The 21,430-nt window shown below is 47.9% G+C and carries 17 protein-coding genes and 1 pseudogene; 17 read left to right on the top strand and 1 reads right to left on the bottom strand.

The annotated features are described in order from the left end of the window. The first annotated feature begins 47 nt into the window (after positions 1-47). The 17 genes from IEI94_RS10240 to IEI94_RS10160 all read left to right on the top strand — a co-directional run bounded on the left by IEI94_RS10240 (position 48) and on the right by IEI94_RS10160 (position 20,345). Positions 48-2,021: a glycosyltransferase family 8 protein gene (locus IEI94_RS10240; protein ID WP_191167204.1), complete on the top strand. Its 1,974-nt coding sequence runs from the start codon at positions 48-50 to the stop codon at positions 2,019-2,021. Between the two features lie 42 nt (positions 2,022-2,063). Further along, positions 2,064-2,729, top strand: coding sequence for a sulfotransferase domain-containing protein (locus IEI94_RS10235; RefSeq protein ID WP_412030907.1), 666 nt, complete (start codon positions 2,064-2,066; stop codon positions 2,727-2,729). A 177-nt stretch (positions 2,730-2,906) separates the two neighbouring features. Continuing rightward, the gene (locus tag IEI94_RS10230) at positions 2,907-3,737 is read left to right on the top strand and encodes a hypothetical protein (RefSeq protein ID WP_191167202.1); all 831 of its coding nucleotides are present in this window, start codon (positions 2,907-2,909) and stop codon (positions 3,735-3,737) included. Beyond that, positions 3,737-4,939, top strand: a complete 1,203-nt coding sequence (locus IEI94_RS10225; protein WP_191167201.1) for a hypothetical protein — start codon at positions 3,737-3,739, stop codon at positions 4,937-4,939. Before IEI94_RS10230 ends, IEI94_RS10225 begins: the two co-directional genes overlap by 1 nt. A gap of 1 nt (position 4,940) precedes the next feature. Then, positions 4,941-5,756 (top strand): 3-deoxy-8-phosphooctulonate synthase, encoded by an 816-nt coding sequence (kdsA, locus tag IEI94_RS10220; RefSeq protein ID WP_191167200.1) that lies wholly within the window; start codon positions 4,941-4,943, stop codon positions 5,754-5,756. Beyond that, positions 5,716-6,531, top strand: a complete 816-nt coding sequence (gene kdsB / locus IEI94_RS10215; protein WP_191167199.1) for a 3-deoxy-manno-octulosonate cytidylyltransferase — start codon at positions 5,716-5,718, stop codon at positions 6,529-6,531. The genes kdsA and kdsB overlap by 41 nt, the downstream gene beginning before the upstream one ends. A 274-nt stretch (positions 6,532-6,805) precedes the next feature. Further along, positions 6,806-7,024, top strand: coding sequence for a hypothetical protein (locus tag IEI94_RS22605; protein WP_224750055.1), 219 nt, complete (start codon positions 6,806-6,808; stop codon positions 7,022-7,024). Positions 7,025-7,076: 52 nt separating this feature from the next. Then, positions 7,077-8,024, top strand: coding sequence for a KpsF/GutQ family sugar-phosphate isomerase (locus IEI94_RS10205; RefSeq protein ID WP_191167198.1), 948 nt, complete (start codon positions 7,077-7,079; stop codon positions 8,022-8,024). A gap of 265 nt (positions 8,025-8,289) precedes the next feature. Next, positions 8,290-10,041 carry a hypothetical protein gene (locus tag IEI94_RS10200; protein WP_191167197.1) on the top strand — a complete coding sequence of 584 codons (1,752 nt, stop codon included), beginning with the start codon at positions 8,290-8,292 and terminating at the stop codon, positions 10,039-10,041. Between the two features lie 42 nt (positions 10,042-10,083). Next, on the top strand, positions 10,084-11,340 hold the full coding sequence (locus IEI94_RS10195; RefSeq protein WP_191167305.1) for a glycosyltransferase family 4 protein: 1,257 nt from the start codon (positions 10,084-10,086) through the stop codon (positions 11,338-11,340). After that, positions 11,337-12,548 (top strand): glycosyltransferase family 4 protein, encoded by a 1,212-nt coding sequence (locus tag IEI94_RS10190; protein WP_191167196.1) that lies wholly within the window; start codon positions 11,337-11,339, stop codon positions 12,546-12,548. The genes IEI94_RS10195 and IEI94_RS10190 overlap by 4 nt, the downstream gene beginning before the upstream one ends. Then, positions 12,538-13,812, top strand: a complete 1,275-nt coding sequence (locus IEI94_RS10185; protein ID WP_224750054.1) for a sugar transferase — start codon at positions 12,538-12,540, stop codon at positions 13,810-13,812. Before IEI94_RS10190 ends, IEI94_RS10185 begins: the two co-directional genes overlap by 11 nt. Before the next feature lie 88 nt (positions 13,813-13,900). Beyond that, a complete protein-coding gene (locus IEI94_RS10180) occupies positions 13,901-15,163 on the top strand; it encodes an O-antigen ligase family protein (protein WP_191167195.1) in 1,263 nt (420 codons plus the stop codon). Positions 15,164-15,170: 7 nt separating this feature from the next. After that, positions 15,171-16,964, top strand: coding sequence for an ABC transporter ATP-binding protein (locus IEI94_RS10175; protein ID WP_191167194.1), 1,794 nt, complete (start codon positions 15,171-15,173; stop codon positions 16,962-16,964). 36 nt (positions 16,965-17,000) lie between these two features. Beyond that, positions 17,001-18,077: a glycosyltransferase family 4 protein gene (locus tag IEI94_RS10170; RefSeq protein ID WP_191167193.1), complete on the top strand. Its 1,077-nt coding sequence runs from the start codon at positions 17,001-17,003 to the stop codon at positions 18,075-18,077. 47 nt (positions 18,078-18,124) lie between these two features. Then, complete coding sequence (locus tag IEI94_RS10165; RefSeq protein WP_191167192.1) at positions 18,125-19,234, top strand: glycosyltransferase family 4 protein; 1,110 nt, start codon at positions 18,125-18,127, stop codon at positions 19,232-19,234. Between the two features lie 355 nt (positions 19,235-19,589). Beyond that, positions 19,590-20,345 (top strand): hypothetical protein, encoded by a 756-nt coding sequence (locus tag IEI94_RS10160; protein ID WP_191167191.1) that lies wholly within the window; start codon positions 19,590-19,592, stop codon positions 20,343-20,345. Positions 20,346-20,456: 111 nt separating this feature from the next. On the opposite strand, the pseudogene IEI94_RS10155 reads toward IEI94_RS10160, so the two are convergent. Continuing rightward, positions 20,457-21,430: pseudogene (locus tag IEI94_RS10155) on the bottom strand (IS481 family transposase); the annotation flags it as partial.

The following is a 21,430-nucleotide window of genomic DNA, read 5'->3' as shown; positions in this document are numbered from 1 at the left end:
ATGTTTCATGAAGTTATTAATTATATATAGTAAGGAATGGTGGCGTTATGCAGCGATATTTATTGGTCGGATCAGCCCCTCATGTTAAAGAATACCTCCCTAAAGTCATTAATACGTATTTGGAACGTGGGTTCAAGATATGTCCAATAAATAATGCGTGGAGTTTGTTTTCAGGTAATGAGGGAATAATTGATACATGGATTGCTCCCCAAGATTTCTTTGAGTATGGAAGTGTCATTCCTAATGAGGAACAGCTTGGAAAAATAAATACTCTTTTTATGGCCGGAACAAGGGTCCAAGGCTATATGACTGCGTCTACTAAGCAGTCGACAATGATACTTAATGCGCTACACATCCTTCTTAATAGAGCTATTTTAGAGAGCGAGACAATAGAGGTTGTTGTTTTAGGATCGGATTTTGTTTACAATAAGAATGCATCACATTTCTATGAGCACAGTGGAAAAATCGCACCGTCCGTTGCTGAAGGGTTGAGTCGACATCATCCTGAATATGCCAGTGTTGCAGCTGATCCTCTCAGATTTGGTGAAAAATGGCTGTTGGAAGAGCTTGCTTGGGTAAAGAGAAGGTATGAAACATACTGCTCTAAGGTTTATCGTGACTCACCGTACATTCAATCAAAGCTTCCGTTTGAGAAATACCCATTGGCAGATATATATACTGCCGTAGATAAAAATCTGATTGATTACATAGACCATCTCTTCGCATCAGTTGAAGAAAACTCTACAATAGGTTGCAGGTATCACATAGTCGTGCCTGAAGCTGAAGCTGACCTATTTCATGAGCGATACCCTTATTACCATATCCACGGTATTTCTTGTAGTGAGTTTAATAGTGCCGAGCTTGGTAGATTTGGCGAAGGGATGTTCTTGAGATATTATATTCCAAGGATTCAGAAAAAGGGTAATGCTGTATATTTCGACAATGATGTGGCGGTACTTGGGGATGTTCGTGAGCTTTGGGAAATGGATTTAGGGGATTCTTTCCTAGCTGCGGTTCCCTCATGCTTCAGGAAGAAACTCGGCATAGAGGAAGAAGCTGCAATAGATAGCCCGGTTAAAGCAGTTGAATGGAGTATTCATGGGTCGAATAGCCCATGCCCAAATAAATATAGGGATTTAGATGTTTTCTTCTCAGGTCAGTTTGTCCTAAATTGTGATAATTGTTTGTCTGGAAACTTACTAGAAGAAATTGCTCAAGTTGCTATAGAGTACAAAGTATATGACATGGCTGCATTGATATGTGCAGTTAAGGGGAAGTGGGTACCATTGGATAAAGAGTGGTATTGTGCAGGCTATATACTTGGATATGGGTCTGGATATCTAACTGGCAATATGTCTTATTTAATTCAAGATCAAAAATATGGTTCCCCAAAGCTAATTCATTGGAATGGAAAAGCTAAGCCATGGGTGCAGAGGAATGGGGATTCAGAAAATTGTTATTATGTGGACGTATATAATTTCTATAAATTAAAAGGTGGTGAGTTTTCTAAGCAGCATCGAAAAAATTCACGAAATAAAAGAATAAAAAAGCTGGCGGATGAGTGTGGCGTCGCGCCAATTGGCTATCAAACCGATCTTTTTTTTACTTTACTGCTTTACAAAAAAATAAAGCATCTTGCTGAGACTGTTAATCACGCATCGGCTAGAGACAGTCTAATCGATAATTTAACCAGTGAAATAAGCCGCGACTTTAATGGAAGAAGCATATGCTATACAACCATTGTTTACTTGATTTCTGATTCTGAAGTTGAAAGACTCTTCGCGATACAAATCTTCCATAAACTTGGAGAGTTCTGGGGAGTTCAGTCCCTTGTTCAGTCAGGTAATACAAAGCTTTCAATTGACCGTGATAGTACGACTCTATTTCACGCTCTTTCCAAAATCAGACTGAAAGGTGAAAATGAAGGTTTGAAAATGATAGATGATATTGAGGATGCGAACTATAAAAATACAGCAAAGAAGCTGGCAGCGAAAATTATATCATCAAAGTTGAATGGATGATTATGGCTGGCGCGGACGGATCTAGTTATATTTGGAGAGAGTATGATTTTCTGTAACGGTTGTTCTAAGACGGGCACTCACATACTGACATCTTTGTGTGCATCAGCGGGAAAGAAGCAAATTGGTGGGACTCTTATAAAACGAAAGCCCAACACGAAGTTTTTAATGAAGGGCAAGGCGAAAATAGAAAAGATTTTTTCTATGTCTAACAATATGTATATTCATTCTCATATTTCTTATTCTGAAGAGTTGGAGTATACGTTTGCACGGCATAAGCACCTAATGATGCTAAGAAACCCGAGGGCATTGGCTGTTAGCTGGATGAGGCATAGGGTCAAGGAAAATTCTGATCTTAGAGAGTCTAAGGAATTACTTATCGGCTTAATAAAAGGGGGGATGTTCGGAGAATCTATACCCAGATTCTACAGCAACTTTTTTGGCTGGGTTAATGTTAGCAATATACATATAATTAAGTTTGAGGATTTTATTAGCAGGAGCCATAAGATAGAAAGCACAGAAAAGTATCTTGCTTTAAAAACAGGAACTTTGAATTATGATGATATACTTGGATCAGGGTCTACTTATACTGGAAAGTATAGCGAGTGGGAAGAGTGGTGGTGTGAGGAAGTTGAAAGTGTATGGCATGATGCTGGTGGAGAACATGCGGATTCATTTATTGCTGGATATTATTCACAAACAACTAGGTGATCGTCACTGCATGAATTAAATATGATTCCTATCAACTAGCGTAGCTGCCCCCTAAGCGAATAGAGAGGCCATTGGGATTGTTACCAAAATGTACGTTAGAAAACTATCCTTCAGAAGATGGTATCGCCAATGAGCCTGCTTAGCCTTTAGAGCTTCGAATAAACGGGAATATTCCTTATGAATTATATATATATAGGGGCGGAAAAAACCTCCAGTACTTATTTGCAGAGGTTTTTTAGCAAGAATAAACATATAATATATCAAGATTATGGCATACACTACGCTGGCCAAGATCTTAATGTTAAAGAGTTAATATTAAGAATAAAAAATGATGATGGCTATCTATCCTCCTATAATCCTGCGGCACAGAATGCACGTAATTGTTTGATTAGCGAATTCTTCTACCGTGATTTGCGGGATCTTAGAGAATTATCGAATCTTAAACACTTTTTTAATAGCGTGTTTGGGGATTATAAAATTATATTGTATGTTAGAGACCAAAGAGATTGGCTTGAAAGTTTTTACTCTACCTACATAAAAAATGGCAGAGAATTGAGTTTCAATTCTTATGTAAAGGCCATGCTCGAAAAACTAGATCCTAGTATTGATTACCATAGCCGATCGGAAAGGTGGAGATTTATATTTCCTGAGAGCCTAGAAGTTAGAATGTTTAGTGGTCAAAATCTAATAAAAGAGGCAGCTGAAGATTTTGGTGCTGTGTTTGATAAACAGGGCGATTACATGTCACCTGGACAAATAAACTCTAGCTTGCCGTCTCGGTCCCTTAGAATATTGAGGAATATAAATTTAGCTGTAACTGACCCTAGTAGCGATGTGAGCGAAATGGACAGAAAGGCTCTAAAGTCTCTTCTTTCAAAGCATCCAATAGGAGAGAATAAGGTTAAGCTAAGCAGTAAGCAACAGTGTAAAATACTAGAGCGGTTTTCAAAAGGCAATGAAGAGATGAATAAGCGCTGGGGGTTATCTTTACCCACTGGTGATTTTTAATGCTAATTTCCATAATAGGAACATCTAATTCTATTATAAAAGGTGGTTACGTTGACGCTCTTTCATCAAGATGCACTGTAGTTAATTATTCATCTGGGAGGAACTCCGTACTTCATCATATAACAGAAATAACGAAGAATTATAAAAGAATATTGTCTTCTGACCTCATCATAATCGATCATTCTGTAAATGATATAAATTTTTATCATGAAAGGGTAAAGGATTATCAGTTGCATGTTGAGAATCTGTACAAAATAATATCTTCTACAAATGTAGAATGCATAAATATTTTATTTCCTATGAGGCAGCTTTCATCCAGCGGGAGAGTTTACTGCGATCACTTAAAGGAAAAATCTTTGATCCACGGAATATCAGTTATTGATTTAAATGATTGTGGGTTTAAAGCGCCTCATTTCCTTGATACGGTCCATTTGATTCCATCCATAGCCTACTATTTCGGTATCTCTCTATTAAAGTTTATAGATAAAGAACCATCAAATAACTTTGGATCGGGAGAGCTTGTATTTAATCCTTATGAGTTTCTAGGGGCTAATCAGCTTGTAGAGAAAGTTGTGCCAGAAACTCCCCAAGCCAAAATTGGCGAATTTAGTAATTCTCTGAGAACTGAAAAATATATAGAGCTGGAAAGAGAAAACGTTATAATTTTTTCAGATCCGATCAGTTTAGCTTCTATTTCGTATTATAATTTAGTAGACGAATTTGCATCTGTGGTTCTTGAGTTCGTTGATAAGAGTAGTGAAAGTAATTCAGTTTCGTATTTATTGGTTGGCGATAAGTATTATAACGAAACTTTTCCTGAGATTATTTGCTGTGTAAAAATATTCCAAGATCTACAGCACAGTCGTATGCAGCCTCCTGGATTAATGAGAAGAAAAAATAAAGAAACTAGCCTGTTGTCAAAATTAAAAATTGTTGGGATAACTTGTTTTGCGGGAGAAGACGTTAAATTCACACCTTCCGGATTTCAAGGTGTTGAGATTAAGTTTTCGAATTTACTTAGTGATGTTGAGATGATGGGGTTAGCTAGAGGCCTTGGAAAAAAGGACATTAACTTTCTGCGGAGTGCTGCTATTAGTATGCATGAATATGATACAGATATAAGCAAAAGACTCGCGAAAATTGTATTACGCTATCGAAAGAAAGCGCATAAAATGAAAAGCATAGTAGAGGGAGAAGATTAAAATGTTTGCCAAAGACTCTTTCTTTTTATTAGGTGGGGTGAATGTTCTAGAGTCAAGAGATTTTTCTCTTAGAGTTTGCGAGCACTACATAAATGTAACATCTAAATTAGATATTCAATATGTATTTAAGGCCAGCTTCGACAAGGCAAATCGATCTTCAATTCATTCATATCGCGGCCCTGGCTTGGATGAAGGACTCAGAATTTTCGAAGAAATAAAGAAAGAGTTTGGTGTGCCTGTTATCACAGACGTCCACGAACCATGGCAGGCTGCTCCAGTGGCTGAGGTTGTCGATATTCTTCAGCTTCCCGCCTTCCTTGCACGCCAGACCGATCTGGTGACGGCCTTGGCCAAGACTGGTAAGCCGATCAACATCAAGAAGCCGCAGTTCCTTAGTCCCAACCAGATGGTCAATATTGTTAATAAGTTCAAGGAAGCGGGCAACGATCAATTGATGCTGTGCGATCGCGGTACCTGTTTTGGATACGATAACTTGATAGTTGATATGCTGGGTTTTGGGGTGATGAAGGAAACGTGTGGTGATCTACCCATTGTATTTGATGTCACCCACGCTTTACAACAGCGTGAGCCTCTGGGTGCTACTTCAGGGGGCCGCCGAAAGCAGGCGCTTGAACTGGCGCGCGCAGCTATGGGCGTGGGAATTGCGGGGCTGTTTCTAGAAGCACACCCTGATCCAAACAATGCTAAGTGTGATGGGCCGAGTGCGCTGCCATTGCATTTGTTGGAACCTTTTTTGATCCAGATTAAGGCTATTGATGATCTGGTCAGGTCTATGCCGAAGCTGGATATTGAATAAGGAGTTACCTGTGTCTTGTGCTCAGAGTGTAGCGCTTGTTATACCCTCCCGCTTTGGGTCCAGTCGATTGCCCGGTAAGCCCTTGGCCGACTTGTTAGGTAAACCAATGATCCAATGGGTTTACGAGAAAGCTCAACAGGTTGCTTTGGCGGATCATGTAGTAGTAGCGACGGATGATCGTAGAATTGCGAAGACCGTGCAGGCATTTGGTGGTCTTGTGATGATGACATCGTCTGATCACCGATCTGGTACAGACCGACTAGTTGAGGTGATGCAGCAACTCGATGCTGATATCTATATCAATCTTCAGGGCGACGAGCCTCTAGTTCGACCGGGTGATATTGATCTGCTTGCCAAAGGTTTGCTGGTAGATAGTAGCATCGACGTCGGCACGTTATATCATTCTATCGATCGCGATGAGGCCTCTAACCCCAGTACGGTTAAGGTCGTAATGGATAATAGTGGATATGCCCTTTATTTTAGTCGCTCTTTGATTCCTTATCCATGTGAGATAAATGCACATCCTGGTTATCTTAAGCATGTAGGCGTCTATGCATATAGAAAGTCGGTGCTAGCTAAGTATACGTCATTGCCTGTTTCCAGGCTAGAACAGACTGAACAGCTTGAACAGTTACGATTGTTGGCTGACGGAATACGGATTCGTGGTTTTCAGGTTGAGCCGACAGGGCCTGGCGTGGATACACCGGAGTGTCTGGAAAAGGTACGAGCTATAATGGCTGGAGTACCTCTCTCAGTTGATTCACCTCTATCGTAAGGTGCGTCTACTAATCATTGATGTTGATGGCGTCCTTACCGATAGCTGCATATATTATGATCCCAGAGGGGAATGTCTCAAGAGCTCCCATGTGCGAGATGCTTTGGGCACTCGTATGCTAGAGGAGAGTGGGTACGAGTTGCTGTCCTCTCTGAGCAGGACTCGGCTCCACTTCGAGAGTGTGTGAGTGATTTAGGCGTAACACTGCATCAGTTCGGGGTTAAGGATAAGGAGGCGGTCTGTCGCCAGTTTATGGAGCAGGCTGAAGTAACTTATGATCGAACCGCTTGTATCGGCCACGACCCGATTGACCTACTGTTTTCCGCTTGCGCATATTCATAATGCCGTAGCTGATGCACCTGAATTTATTAAAAATGGTGCTTTCGGTGTTCTTAATCATCAAGGTGGTAGTGGGGCATTGCGCGAATTGGCCGATGCGATCCTCGAAGCTTTAGGAAAGTCGAATATCTTTAGTGCTGGTTCTGGTTTTTAAGGAATAGCTCAGAGTGTAAGACAATAGACATTTTTGAAAAGGGGCACGCGGTATGTCGAGCATTGAAATCGGAAGGCGGGTTTTTGAAGTTCAAGCCAGTGCATTACAGGAATCGGGTAGTCGGATAGATGACTCTTTTGATAAAGCCGTTGCTATGATTCTTGAAACTACCGGTAGAGTTATTGTTTCTGGCATGGGGAAATCAGGCATAATTGGAAATAAGATAGCGGCAACTTTGGCATCGACTGGCACCCCGAGTTTCTCAGTCCACCCTGCCGAAGCCTATCATGGTGATTTAGGAATGTTCACAAAGCAGGATATTGCCATCCTGATATCCTCTAGTGGTGAAACTGAAGAGGTTATTCGGCTTATTCCTTCCTTGCGATATTTTGGCGTTAAAATGATAGCCCTGGTTGGGAATTCCGAATCTACACTAGGACGCAACTGTGACTTAATACTCGATATTTCGGTAGAGAGAGAGGCTTGTCCGAATAATTTGGCGCCGACAACTTCGACAACCGTTTCTCTAGCGATGGGTGATGCTTTGTCAGTTGCATTGATAGAAAAGCGTAACTTCCAACCTAGAGACTTTGCAGCATTCCACCCGGGAGGTAGCTTGGGCCGTAGACTGCTGACGCGAGTCCATGATGTGATGCACACGCCTGTTCCAGTTAATAGTCCAAGTGACTCAATCAGGGACATTATTATGACAGTCACGCAAGGGGGGCTTGGGTTAACGGTGGTGGTTACTGAAGGGAAAATTAATGGCTTGATAACAGATGGCGATTTGCGGCGTGCTCTTTATGATCGTGAGAGTTTTGAAGGATTGACGGCGTCCGATGTCATGACTCGTTCACCTATGACTATAAATGATTCAGAAATGTTTGCTCATGCAGAAAATATCATGTTGAAAGCCAATATAACTGCACTGCTGGTTGTGAATTCGAATGGGGCGTTGTCTGGTATTTTGAAATTGCAGGATGCCAGTCTGGTTAATTGATTTCTCAAATCGAATATGTCAAGAATGACCCGGTTCTTCAGCTGAGTGCATATTTCCTTGAAGAGTTGGTTGCTTGGAAGCTTTCGTAGTGTGGTCTGCTCCCGGCAATTTTAGTACTATTTGGTCATAGTGTTAAGTTTAATAGCCAGTGTTGGTGTTGGAAATTGGATTTCGAATAAGCTATGTCTATCTTTCTGCCCAGCAGTGTTGTTATGCACTACTTACTAAGCTAAGGTTTAGTGTATAGTGAGGCAACGTTTTGGAGATGTCCGCTTTGTTTGAGAATATTTTGACCACTTTGCGTTGGTCTATTTCGATTGGTAATAAGTTATTTCGTGTCGTGCCAGGGGCAACCCTGACGATAGTTATAGCGACTCTAGTTTCACAGCTTTCTATTTTATTAGCTTTCTTGTTGCCTTTGAAAGTCATTATGTTGCTAGGGTCTACTGGTATTCCTCGATACTTTCCCTCTTCTTTTGCTGATTTTGATCGAGATCCATTGGTTATCGCACTCAGTTTGACGGCGGTAGCATTTTATCTGCTTTATTTGTTGGCTGAAAAAGTCATCGCTTATAGCTCTAATCGAGGCACTGATTATTTGCTAAAGAAGAGTCAGAAGATGACTCTCTTCGAGAATCAGGAGGAGGTGGCGAGTCGGGGGTACCAACGTTATTCCAGGAGCTTGGCGAGTAGTATTTTTATCTTTTTGGTTGCTGTTGGGCTTTCTTGGCTATATCTTGATCTCTTAATAGTTTTGATTGGTTATATAATCTGTGCTTTCTTGGTGTTAGCTGTACTGTATTCATTGAAGGGTAAGGTTAAAGCTGGATTGGATGAAAGCCCTGGTGCAATGGTCAGCACGGCAACTAATGTTGGCTTCCTTTTGGCATTTGGCTTCATGGTAGCTCAGTTCCTGTTGGGTGAACCTCCAGGGTTGTTGGTGGCTATTATATCCTTGATCCTGATGCGCCAAGGGTTTTCTCGTATTACTGGACTAGTCAATGATCTAAAAGGATTGTATAGCCAGCGATTAAAGCTCAATGCCTTATTTTTCCACGGTCATGTGCTGATCACTGAAACAAATAAAAACGAGAATAATTTTTGGACACTATTGCAATCGTCTCAGCGCGGGAGGTGGGTTTGCGATGCAATAGCGAATGCTTCTTCATTGTCAGTTGAGAAGGCTGAAATGGAATGGGTTCAAATGGGCGGGCAGGACGTCGCAACGTTTCGAGTGAAAGTTTTCTATGGGAATGAAAATTCAGAATTTTTATTAAAACTATTTAACAAAAATCGGAGCTCTTTGGCAAAGCATGAGGCAGTATTGCTTCTTGGTAATAACGTATTGCCATCACTCCCCCTGTTAGGTGTCGAGAATGTTGAAGGGTTTCACTGCCATGTCTTTGAGTGGATTCCAGCTATAAAAATCCCTCATAAGCAAGCTAATTTATGCAAGAAAAAGATGATGAAATTATTGATGGTTGTAGAGCCAGGAAAGGCCTTGATTTCTCAATTCAATCGTTCTCGTCCACCTATCTGGCAACGTATTGATAGTCGGATGCTAGAGCGCATGCGGACAGTGGCAGAATTGCTTGATGATGAGTCAGTTAATGATGTGGAAAACTTTAAAAAAATAAAAAGTGCCATTATGAAGCGACTGCAAGCCTTACCTTTATCTCTCGTTAATCCAGAGCTCGGTCCTAATGCTTTTATTAAAACAGATGCTGGGGATCTATTGTTGGCACATTGGGGGCGTTGGTGTCTTGAGCCTGTTGGAGCTAATTGGCCTGTGCAAAACAAGGAGCTAGAACACTTAGTAACGGCTTTAAATGAAGCAAGGTCCTTGCGTGGGACACTTCGCAGTGTTAGTGATGAAGATGCGTGTCTTTCTGCTTTGGTTTTTGCACTAGAGAAATTGTGTTTGCGACAAGATTATATTTCAGCGCTTAAGCTGATTCCTAGAATTTTGGAGTACTTGGAATCAGAAACTCAGACGTTTAACTGCATCTCCGCTTAAGGATATGAGGATTTCAAGGAGCATGGTTTGTCTATTATTTCTATGATTGTTTGGAACGAATTCCTCAATGATGCTCGCGTCCTTAAAGAGGCACAGACTCTGCAAGCAACGGGGTATCAGGTCGTCGTGCATGCACTGCATACACCTGGCGTGACTCAGCAGAGGGAGACATTGGCAACTAGGGTAAAGGTGTCTCGGGTCGCACGTAGCCCGCTGTGGATGCTCCGCAAGAGCCGATGCCTCGGAACCGAACAGAGTGCGACTGAGAAGAGATCGCATACCAAGTCACCATCACAGAAGTTAGCTCCTCCGCCGCCAGAGACGTTCGTCCGACAGTTGCTTAAGTTACTGGCTAGGCTATGGACTCATGCGATGCTCGTCGTCCAGCTCTTACGTTCGCGGCCGAATGCGATCCATGCCCACGACGTTAACGTTTTACCTACGGCCTGGCTGGCTGCTAAGATCGCCCGTGTACCGTTGGTCTATGACGCCCACGAAATCAGTACTGACCGCGAAGGCTATAAGGCCTTTCGTGGACTGGTGGGGTGGTTGGAAAAGAAGCTAATGCCTAAGGCCGCAGGCACCATCACCACGACCGATGCCCGCGCCAAGTTCTTTGCTCGTGCCTACGGTATTCCTCGCCCGTTGGTACTGCAAAACCGTCCTCGACTGGTAAGGGTCGAGGGTTCGAATCGTATTCGTGAGGAGCTTGGCCTGAGTCACCCTTGGCCGATTGTGCTCTACCAGGGGGGGCTGCAACCGGGGCGCGGCCTGGCGCGTCTGGTCGAGGCAGCGGCTAGAGTGCCACATGCCTATTTCGTCTTTATCGGCGGTGGGCGGCAGGAGGGGGAGTTGCACGAGTTAGCTGAGAGGTTGGATTTGGCTGATCGGGTGCGCTTTATCCCCACGGTGGCGCTCAGTGAATTGCCTGCTTATACTGCCTCGGCGGATATCGGTGTGCAGCCCATCGAGAATACTTGCCTTAATCACTTCACCACGGATTCTAACAAGCTGTTCGAGTACGTGATTGCCGGGTTGCCTGTGGTGGCAAGCCAGCTGCCGGAGATCAGCAAGGTGGTGCGAGAGCATGACCTCGGCTTGCTGGTACCGGAGAGTGATACCCAGGCATTGGCAGACGCTATTCGCATGCTGGTGGAAGCCCCGTGTAAACGCGAGCACTATCGCGCCAATGCCCTCAAGGCCGCTGAAACGCTCAACTGGGAAGCTCAGGAGCAAGAGCTGGTCTCACTCTATGCTCGAGTGCTACCTAACGCGCAGGTTGGTGTTTCTCCGCAATGACGCCGGTGCGTATTCTGCTGCTGGGGTTCTATTATCCACCCGATATCAGTCCTGGCGCATTTCGTGCCGAGGCGCTGGTGCATGCGTTGGATGCTCAACTACCTGCGGGTAGCGTACTTCACGTGATCACGACGGCCCCCCATCGGTTTATGGAGGCTGATACTCCGGCCCCTGGCGAAGAGTACCTGGAAAGCGGCAATACTCGCATTACCCGTTTGGAGATCTCGCAACCGGGTAAAGGGATGGCAGGGCAGGCGTTGGGGTTTCTTGGCTATGCCCGCCAGGTAGCCAAACTGGCACGCGGCCAGGAGTACGACCTGGTGGTGGCTACCTCATCTCGGTTGATGACGGCCGTGTTGGCGCGTTGGCTGGCGAAACGCCATGGTGCCATGCTGTATCAGGATATTCGCGATAATTTCGTTGATAACCTGCCCTATGTACTGCCAGGCAGTATAGGCAGGGCATTGGCGCCGTTCTTCGGCGTACTGGAGCGCTGGGCACTGGGTAAGGCCCAGCGGGTGAATCTGGTATCGCGTGGCTTCGAGCCATATTTCAGCGGCCGCTATCCGCGGCAGCACTTTACCTGGCACACCAATGGCATTGATCTGCCATTTGTACGCGCCGTAGAGCAGGGGGCATTCCTGCCTAGGCCCGAGTGCAAGGTAGATGTGCCGCTCAAGGTGCTGTACGCGGGTAACATCGGCGCCGGCCAAGGCTTGGAACATATCCTGCCTGCGCTGGCCAAGCGGCTGGAGGGGCGAGCCGAGTTCCTGATTGTCGGCGGTGGCGGGGCTGTTGAACTGCTGCAGCAGGCACTCGATGCGCAGCAGGTTGGCAACGTGACGATGCAGCCACCTGTGCCGCGTGACGCCTTGATACAGGCATACCGTGATGCCGATGTGCTGTTTCTCCACCTGAATACCTTGCCATCATTGGATGTGGTGCTGCCCTCCAAGCTTTTCGAGTATGCGGCCACTGGCCGCCCGGTCTTGGCCGGTGTGGCGGGCTACGCTGCACGCTTTATCGATGAGGAGATCGACAACGCCGCTGTCTTTGCTCCGGCTGATGTGGAAAGTGCGGTCGCAGCGCTGGGGCGACTTGAGCTATCCTCTCGCCCGCGGCCACGTTTCGTGGCCCGGTGGCGGCGAGACGGCATCATGGATCAGATGGCAGATGAGGTGTTGGCAGTGGTGAAAAATGAAGCGTAAGTACGAGCGCCGGCACTCACGATGGTATGAGGTGTTGCTATTGGGGCTGGGCCTACACGTACTAGTGGGGCTACCTCTGGTGGTGATGCTGCCTTCATTGGAGCGCTGGGGCTGGGAGTTTTGGCACTACCTGCCCGATGTACGGACCAATACCCTGATTGCCATCAGTGGCGCCTTTATGGCAGCCGCGCTTACACTCCGGCGCATGGGGCGCTACCCCGGTGCTCAGCTGGCTGCCAACATCATGCCGACGGTGTCGATTGCCTTCTTGATCGCAGTGGCACTGCTGTTTTTCACCCGGGAAGGCTATACCCGACAGGTACTGTTCGGCGGTTACCTTGTGAGCCTAGCCTGGTTCTATATTGGCTATTTTATCGGGCGGCGCTTTAGGCGGCTTAAATTGGCTCTGGTGCCATTTGGCAATACGCGACGTTTGCTGGGTACGAAGCAAGTCGACTTGAGGCTCTTGGATCAACCAGACCTTCAGGGTGTGCGGGTAGATGGCATCGTGGCTGACCTACGTGCCGAAGATCTGCCTCCTGAATGGGAGCGCTTTCTGGCCACGTGCACCCTATGCCATATTCCGGTATACCATATCCGCCAGATTTCCGAGTCTATCTCCGGTCGGGTGCAGATTGATCACCTCTCCGAAAATGAGTTTGGTAGCCTGTTGCCGCCACTTTTCTATGTAGGCGTAAAAAGGGTGGCTGACTTTATTGGTGCCTTGGTGCTGCTGCCCGTCTTGTTGCCGGTGATGGTGGTGACAGCCATCGTCATCAAGCTCGATAGCCGGGGGCCAGTGTTCTTTATGCAGCCGCGGATGGGTTACCGGGCTCGGCCCTTTCTGATGTTCAAGTTCCGTAGCATGTACCACGATATGAGTGGAGAAGACTTCACTATCTCCGAGGATGACCCGCGCATCACTCGGGTAGGCCACGTCATCCGCAAATATCGTATCGATGAGCTGCCGCAGATCTTCAACATCCTGAAAAGTGAAATGAGTTTTATCGGCCCCCGGCCGGAGTCTGTGTCGCTCTCCGAATGGTACGAGGAAGATGTGCCCTTCTTCAGCTATCGCCATGTTGTTCGACCGGGCATAACTGGTTGGGCCCAGGTAGAGCAGGGCTATGCCGCAGAGGTGCAGGGAATGACCCGTAAGCTTCAGTACGATTTTTATTACATCAAGCACATTTCGCTGTGGCTGGATGTGTTGATCAGCTTGAAGACGGTGAGAATCTTGTTTACTGGGTTTGGGGCGCGTTGATGAGATTCGATAAACGCTCCGGTGGTATCATCGCTGCGAGCGCCCAAGGGCGCTCGTTGTGTTTATAGCCGTTCGGAGAGCTGAGGGGATGAAGGGAATATTCGTGCTGGACCGGGCCTTGTGGCTGAACCAGTGGTCATTGCTGTTGGTACTGGTCCTGCTGATCGCGACTCCGGTGCGCAGCCACGCGGTGGTAGCGGTCCTGATGCTGTACTCCATCGGCTACCTGGTGGTACATCGTGGTTCTCTGGTGGTAACGCGTTTCGACTGGGCGGTGATAGGGCTGCTGCTGGCATTTCTCCTCTCGCGGCTACCGATCTATTATCTCGACCCGCAGTCCCGTTATCTCGCGCCGGGCGCTCATATGGCTGCACTGGTGCCTATCTATCTGATGCTCCGGCATCTCGTCTATCCGGTCGATGAGCGCCATTTCTGCCGCTTTATGGAGCTTGGCGTGATCATTGGCTGCCTGGGCGCTTTTGGGGTGGCGTTGGTGCAAACCCAGTGGCTGGGCCATTACCGCGCCGACGGTTTTCTGTTCAGTATCAACCTGGGCTACTTGAGCTGCGCGATGGGGTTTCTTGCTGCGAGCCTGGTGCGAGAGGGACGCTATAAGCCCTGGTTGGTGGCGGCCGCCGTGGCGGCGGTGGTGACGTGCATATTGACCCTGGCGCGTGGCGCGATTCTTGCCGTGCCGCTTTTGTTGGTGTTGTTGCTGGCCTTGAATATCGACCGACTAGGCAAGCGTGTCGTTTTAGGGGCATTCGCCCTAATGGTGACATTACCGCTGCTCGCCTATGCTTTGCTGCCTGCGGTGCAGGACCGCGTTGATTATACGGTCAATGAGGTCGTCAACTTGTCAGAAGGCAATATCGAGGCGGCTGTTTCCAGCGGCGGGCGTCTGCAGTTGTGGACCGCCGCCAGCCATGCGTTCATGGAGCGGCCGCTGATCGGGCTAGGTTACGATGAGCGTGAGACTCTGAATGCGCAGTTGGTCGAGCAGGGCGTGATTACCGACTGGGTGCTCACCGTGAGCCGCGGCCATGCCCATAGCCAGTATATGGAAGTGGCCGCTACAGGCGGAGTGCTGGGATTGCTGGCACTGTTCGGCTATCTGGTGGTGCCGGCTCTGTATCATTGGCGCCTGCATCGTCGCGAGCCGGACAATCCCTGGCCCCAGGTCGCGCTGGTGTTCACGGCGGGGTTTGCGCTCTATAACCTGACCGAAGCGGCCATCCACCATGAGATGATGGCAACCTTCTATGCCTATATGCAGGTGGTGTTGTTAGTGATGGCCAAGGCATCCAGCCACTCCTCGTATCGTCCTGCTGAACCGATCACCTCTCACTGAGTCTTCTATGCTCTCGACGATCAAAGAGCTTTACGTCCTTCTGACGCCGCAGCAGCGCCGCCGGCTGCTGAAGCTGCAGGTGCTGGTAGTGCTGATGGCGTTTGCTGAAATTGCCGGCGTGCTGGCAATTGGCCCTTTTATGGCCATCGCTGGGGATGCTTCGCGCCTGCAGGGGGAAGGGCTGCCGGCACAACTGTTCCAGGCCTCCGGATTCCAGGACCCCGGGACGTTTATTTTCGCCATCGGTGCCGGTGTCCTGTTGGTGCTTGCTGGGGCTGCGGGTATCTCGATGTACACCACCTGGCGCCTTTCGATGTATGCAAGCCAGGTGGGAGCGGAATTGAGCGTGAGGCTCTATAAGCACTATATGCACCAGCCGTGGTTATTCCATGCCAGCGGCAGCAGCAGCCAGCTGACCAACAAGATATCTCAAGAGTGTTTGCGGGTTACCAACAATATCATTGCACCCTTGATGCAGATGAACGCCAAGGCGGTGCTGGCCGCTGCCATGGCGGTATTTATCTTCTTTCTCAATCCGCTGGTCGCCTTGGTGGGTGGGGCGCTGTTTCTGGTGATCTATCTATTACTGTATAGAGCCGTCCGGATGAAGCTGTCTGGCCATGGCAATGCGGTCTCGAGGATGCAGCAGCAGCGATTCAAGTTGATGAATGAGGGCTTCGGCGGCATCAAGGACACGCTGCTGCTGGGGCGCCAGGAAGATTTCAATCAGCGCTTCGAGCGGAGCAGCCGAGCTTTTGGACAGGCACATGGTGCAACCAAGGCGTTGGCCTTTATGCCGCGCTACGCCATGGAGCTCGTGGCGTTTGCGGCGGTCATCATGTTGATCCTCTATTTGCTCGCCGTTAACGAGGGCAACTTGACCGATACCATTCCGCTATTGTCGGTCTATGCCCTGGCGGGATTCAAGATGCTGCCAGCCCTTCAGCAGATTTATACCAGTGCGGCCATGCTACGGGGCAATGTTGCTGCACTGGATAGCATCAAGGATGACCTTGAGGCGAGCAAAGATGAAGACAGTCGCGTGGAGCCAGATCGCCGCAAGTTGTCGCCTACAGCATCAGTGGCCTTGCGTGATGTGGTGTTCCGCTACCCGGGTAAGGCGGAACCAGCGCTCGATGGCTTGACGCTGACGCTTCCTATCAATCGAGTGATTGGTTTGGTGGGTGCGTCTGGGTCGGGCAAATCTACTGCGATTGATGTTCTGTTGGGCCTGATTCGTGCTGAGCGAGGTGGGTTGGAAATCGATGGTACTCCTGTGGCCGGGGCAGACACCCGCGCCTGGCAGAACAGCGTCGGCTTCGTGCCTCAGAGTATCTTCCTGGCGGATGCCAGTATCAGAGAGAACATCGCCTTCGGTGTGCCGAGCGAGCGAATCGATGATGAGCGGGTCTGGCAGGCTGCCCAAATGGCGCACATGATAGAATTGCTTGAGGAGCTACCCGATGGTCTGAATAGCCGTGTCGGTGAGCGCGGCATTCAACTCTCTGGAGGCCAGCGCCAACGCATCGGCATAGCACGAGCGCTATACGATGATGCCGCTGTGCTGGTCTTGGATGAGGCCACGAGCGCTTTGGATGGCATTACCGAAAAACTGGTAATGGATGCCATCCACGATTTCGCTGGCAAGAAAACCATCATCATGATCGCGCATCGGCTCTCGACGGTGAAAGAGTGTGACTGCATTTACTTGCTCGAGGCAGGCCGCGTGAGTGATAGCGGGACTTACGATGAACTGGCAGCGCGTAACGTGACCTTTCAACGTATGTTGGAGCATTGTTAAAGCGCTGTAATATTATCGTTCTCAATCGAGGTCAATTTGAAAATAGTTATAGTTAACCAGCACGTTTCGGATGTGATCGGTGGTAGCGAGATACAGTGTGACCTGATATCTCGCGAGCTGCTGTCCCGAGGCCATGAAGTGGTTTATGTGGCGCCGACAAAGAGTGAACCACAGCAGGTGGTAGGCGAATATCCATATTCGTTGTGCTCGGTTAACTATGACGCTAAGAGTATCTCTTTGGAAGTCTTGTCACATCAGCCAGATATAGTTTATTGGCGGCTTAACAAGCACGGCTTCAGACATTTCGCTAAAAAAATGTACGATCACGCTATACCTCTGGTGTTTGCAGTTTCACATGTCAATGATGTCACGCCATGGAGTGCTAAGCCAGCATTCGGGGTTAAAGGTCGTGTGCGAATGCTCTACTGGCTGATAAAGAGCCGCTACAATCATGGTGGATTCAAGTATGTTGATAGCTTGACAACGTTGAATCAAGATCTAAAGGATAAGGTTAAGGTGCGTTATCAATACCATGTGCCAAATGCCATGGTGGAAGAGGTGGAGGGTGTGGTCTGGCCTCGCCCTTATTGTATATGGATTTCTAGTATTAAAAAATCAAAACGACCTGAAGTGTATGTTGATCTAGCAAAAAAACTTTCAGGGCTGGGCATAGATTTTTTAATGGTGGGCCCCATTCAGGATGATGATTATCTGTGGCTAGAAGAGAAGAGTAAGTTGCCGGAGAACTTTCACTTCTTGGGAGCTATGACCGTTAAGCAAGTGAATGGCTTGTTAGCTGAGAGCCTTTTTCATGTTCACACATGCATGCCAGAGGGATTTGGCAATGTCTTCATACAGGCTTGGCTGCAAGGCAAAGCTTCCGTAAGCTTTGGATATGACCCAAGTGGATATTTGGCATCGCATGAGCTGGGGTTTGATGCTAATGAGGATTTTAACGTATTCTGTGAGAAAGCGAAACTACTAATCACGGACGTTAACTTGAGGGATCAGGCTGGTAGTCGCGCGAAAAATTTCGCGAAGGAAAATTTTTCTGTCGCAAAGCTGGGTGCTAACGTAGAGCGTGTACTTTTAGAAACGCTTGAAAGGAAGTGAAGTGTTTAAATGCTGAGTTTCTTACTATATTTTGTGAATGAGTGTTGATGAAAATTCTTTACGCTTCAAGCTCTACGATTCCCTCACGCACGGCCAATAGTGTGCATGTCATGAAAATGAGCCAGGCATTTGCCAATAATGGCCATGATGTGACGTTAATTGCCTCAGAAATATATGCGACTCCGCAGCTTGAGGTGGGGGATGTTTTTTCCCATTACGGGGTAGAAAAAAACTTCTCGCTTGTGAACCTTGCGGTGCCGAAGCTACCCGGCCAAGGGTATCTGTTCGGATTGTTGTCGGCGTGGCATGCCTGGCGAGGGGGGTATGATCTTGTGTTCTGCCGCAATTTCCCAGCTTGTTTTTTTTCCGCTCTATTGGGTAAGCAAGTTGTCTTTGAGACCCATATGCCAATAGGCGAGCGCAAGCTGCTGGGGCGGATTTTTTTCAAGCGCTTGCTCAAGAGTTCTCGTCTCAAGAAGGTGGTCGTGATTACCCATGCGCTCAAGCAGCGCATGGAGCAGGATTACCCGCAGATCGAGGGTAGGGTGGTGGTGGCCCCGGATGGTGCCGACCCAGTCGGCGAGGATGTGACGGCCATGCCACTCAATACGGATCCAGCCCGTATGCAGGTTGGCTATGTGGGGCATCTCTATAAGGGCAAGGGTATGGAGGTCGTCTCGCAGCTGGCCACACGCTGCCCTTGGGCGGATTTTCATGTTGTCGGTGGTATGGATGAGGATCTCGAATACTGGAAGCGTGAGTGCGCAGGCATCGATAACATCGTATTCCACGGTTATGTCTCGCATCACCAGGCCAAGGCGTATATCAAGGCGTTCGATGTGGTGTTGCTGCCCAACCAGCGCAAAGTGGCGGCTTACGATGTGGGCGAGATCAGCCAGTGGACCTCTCCCTTGAAAGCATTTGAGTATATGGCGGCGGGTAAACCGATCATCGCCTCGGACCTACCAGTGCTGCGTGAGGTACTGATGCATGAAGAGAACGCCATGCTCTGCGATTGCGAGAAAATCGAAGAGTGGGCCGTGACGCTTGAGCGACTCCAGGGCGATGACGAGTTGAAGGCACGCTTGTCGCGTCAGGCTAAGGCGATCTTTCTTGAGCAATATACCTGGCAGGCTCGTGCCGCCTCCTTGCTGTAGTATGTCGCCCTTATTGATCTCAGGGAGCGGCAGGATGAGTCTTATGGGGGAATCATTCTATAATATCTACGATTTTGTAAGTGGGCTGGCATGTCAGCGAGTGACTTTTTCGTTGAGTGAGGATAGGGGGATGAAATATTTAGTGGCTATGACAAGTATTTGCCTAACAACCCTATGTTAGTTCTTGAAAATTTAGACTGATTGCTGGGGATTTTAACACACTCTCAGAGACTAGAAAGCGTGCAAAAAATGGCGAAAGCATGTTGTGCTGTGGTTGGTTTATGCATTTTATTGTAAGAATGGCTTTGTCATATAATCAGTATGTACCTTGTTATCGAGATAGAGGCCTATCTTAATGATTCTGTCTGAAAAGCATAAATTCGTATTTATAAAAGGTCGTAAAGTGGCTAGCACGAGCGTAGAGGTAATGTTATCAAAGATATGCGGACCAGATGATATAATCACACCGATTACACCTATCGATGAGCGGCGCAGGTTGCTAGATGGTGGCAGGGTGGCACAGAATTATGGTGCTGATGCAAGCGAGCTTTCTTTTTATATTAATGAGTTGAAGTGTAAGCCCGTTGAAGAAGTATCCAAACTTAAAGTCCCTAAAGGGAAGTACAGAAACCACATGTCTTTGAGAGGAGTGATTTATAAGTATGGGGCTGTACCAGAAAGCTGGGATATACTGGCAGTGGAGCGGTGTCCTTATAATAAAATAATATCACTCGCCAATATGTCTTTAAGGTTTGGTGATTATCGCAAAACTGGTAAAGAAATGGTCAGTGATTTGGACTCTTTGAGAGCGCAAATTAGCAAGATGCTTGAGGATGACTCCGTTCTTGAGGTGCGAAATATTGACCTATATAGAAACAAAAGCTCTAATGTTGATGTTACGTTTCTGCGGTATGAAAATCTTAAAAAAGATGTTGAGAGAGTCCTTTCCGGTTTTGATATAGAGGATTATCCAAAGCTAGATCATTTTAAAAAAGGGATGGCCGGCAAGAAGATAAATATATGTGAGCTTTTCTCCAAAAGTCAATTGATAAAGGTTAATGAGCTTTTTGAAGATGAGTTTAAGGAGTTTGGGTATGCGATGTTAATTTAGCGTTAGTTGGATAATTGGTTGTTGAGGGAGATTGGGAATTCCCATGCTATATGTACAGTGATTGCACGGTGATGGTAATCACCTGACACATGCCCCGTGGGGCCTCTATAGTTAAGCAGTGTTTTCTGCCGTTTTCCTGGTCTCCTTCTTCGCCGCTTTGGGGAGTCCTTTCTTGAAGACAGCATAGGGTGTCATTCCCTTCATGTTGCGGCCTTGGTGGGGGTGCTTGGTGTTGTAGATGACGAGGTAGTCATCCAGATCCGTCTGCATCTCTTCCAGGGCTTCGTACCACTTGGTGCGGCCCTGGAGGAGCGTGCGGTGCAGCCGCTCGTCGACCCCGTTGCTCTGCGGCCGGCGCACTTTGGTCGTACGGTGCTCGATCTCTTCGAGCTGGAGGAATAGCTCATACGGGTGGTGATGCTTGCGCCCGCAGAACTCTCGGCCATTATCGCTGAGCACCGTGCTGATCCTGGCATTGTGTGACTCGAAGAAGGACAGCACGTCATTGTTGAGTACGTGGACGGCCGTGATGGGCAGTTTGCTGGTGTAGAGGCGGCCTCATGCGTAGCGGCTGAAGCAGTCGATCACTGACTGCAGATAGACCTTACCGACTCCCTTGAGCGTACCGACGAAGAAGGTGTCGACAGCGACCAGTTCGCCGGTGTGATGGACTTCGATATGCCTTTCGCGGAACTCAGGGCTGAAGTGCTCCAGGTGACGAACTTGATCTTCGGTCAGCTCGATCTTCTGCTCGCGTGTGGCCCGCTCGAGCCGTAGGAGGCGTTCATGGCGCGTCAGCAAATCATGGCGTCCCCACACGCCTCTGACGCCAGTAGAGCTGACCTGAATGCCTCGTAAGGCCAGTTCAGGACCGTGAGTGGGGAAGGCCAGGCTGTGTTCTAGGATGGCGGCTTCGATCTCTTCGCTGACCCGATTGGGGTGCGGTCCCCGCGGCCCTGGGAGCTTGTCAACCAGTCCCTCAGAGCCGAAGGTTTGATAGTTGCGACGGATATCATAGAACTGCTGTCTTGAGTAGCCCATGACCTTGCAGGCCTTGCTGACGTTTTGCAGATCCTTGGCCAGTT

Source organism: Halomonas sp. ML-15 (assembly GCF_014779595.1).
Lineage (GTDB): Bacteria > Pseudomonadota > Gammaproteobacteria > Pseudomonadales > Halomonadaceae > Franzmannia.
Note: the sequence above shows the minus strand (reverse complement) of the source record. Positions and strands in the feature narration are given on the sequence as shown.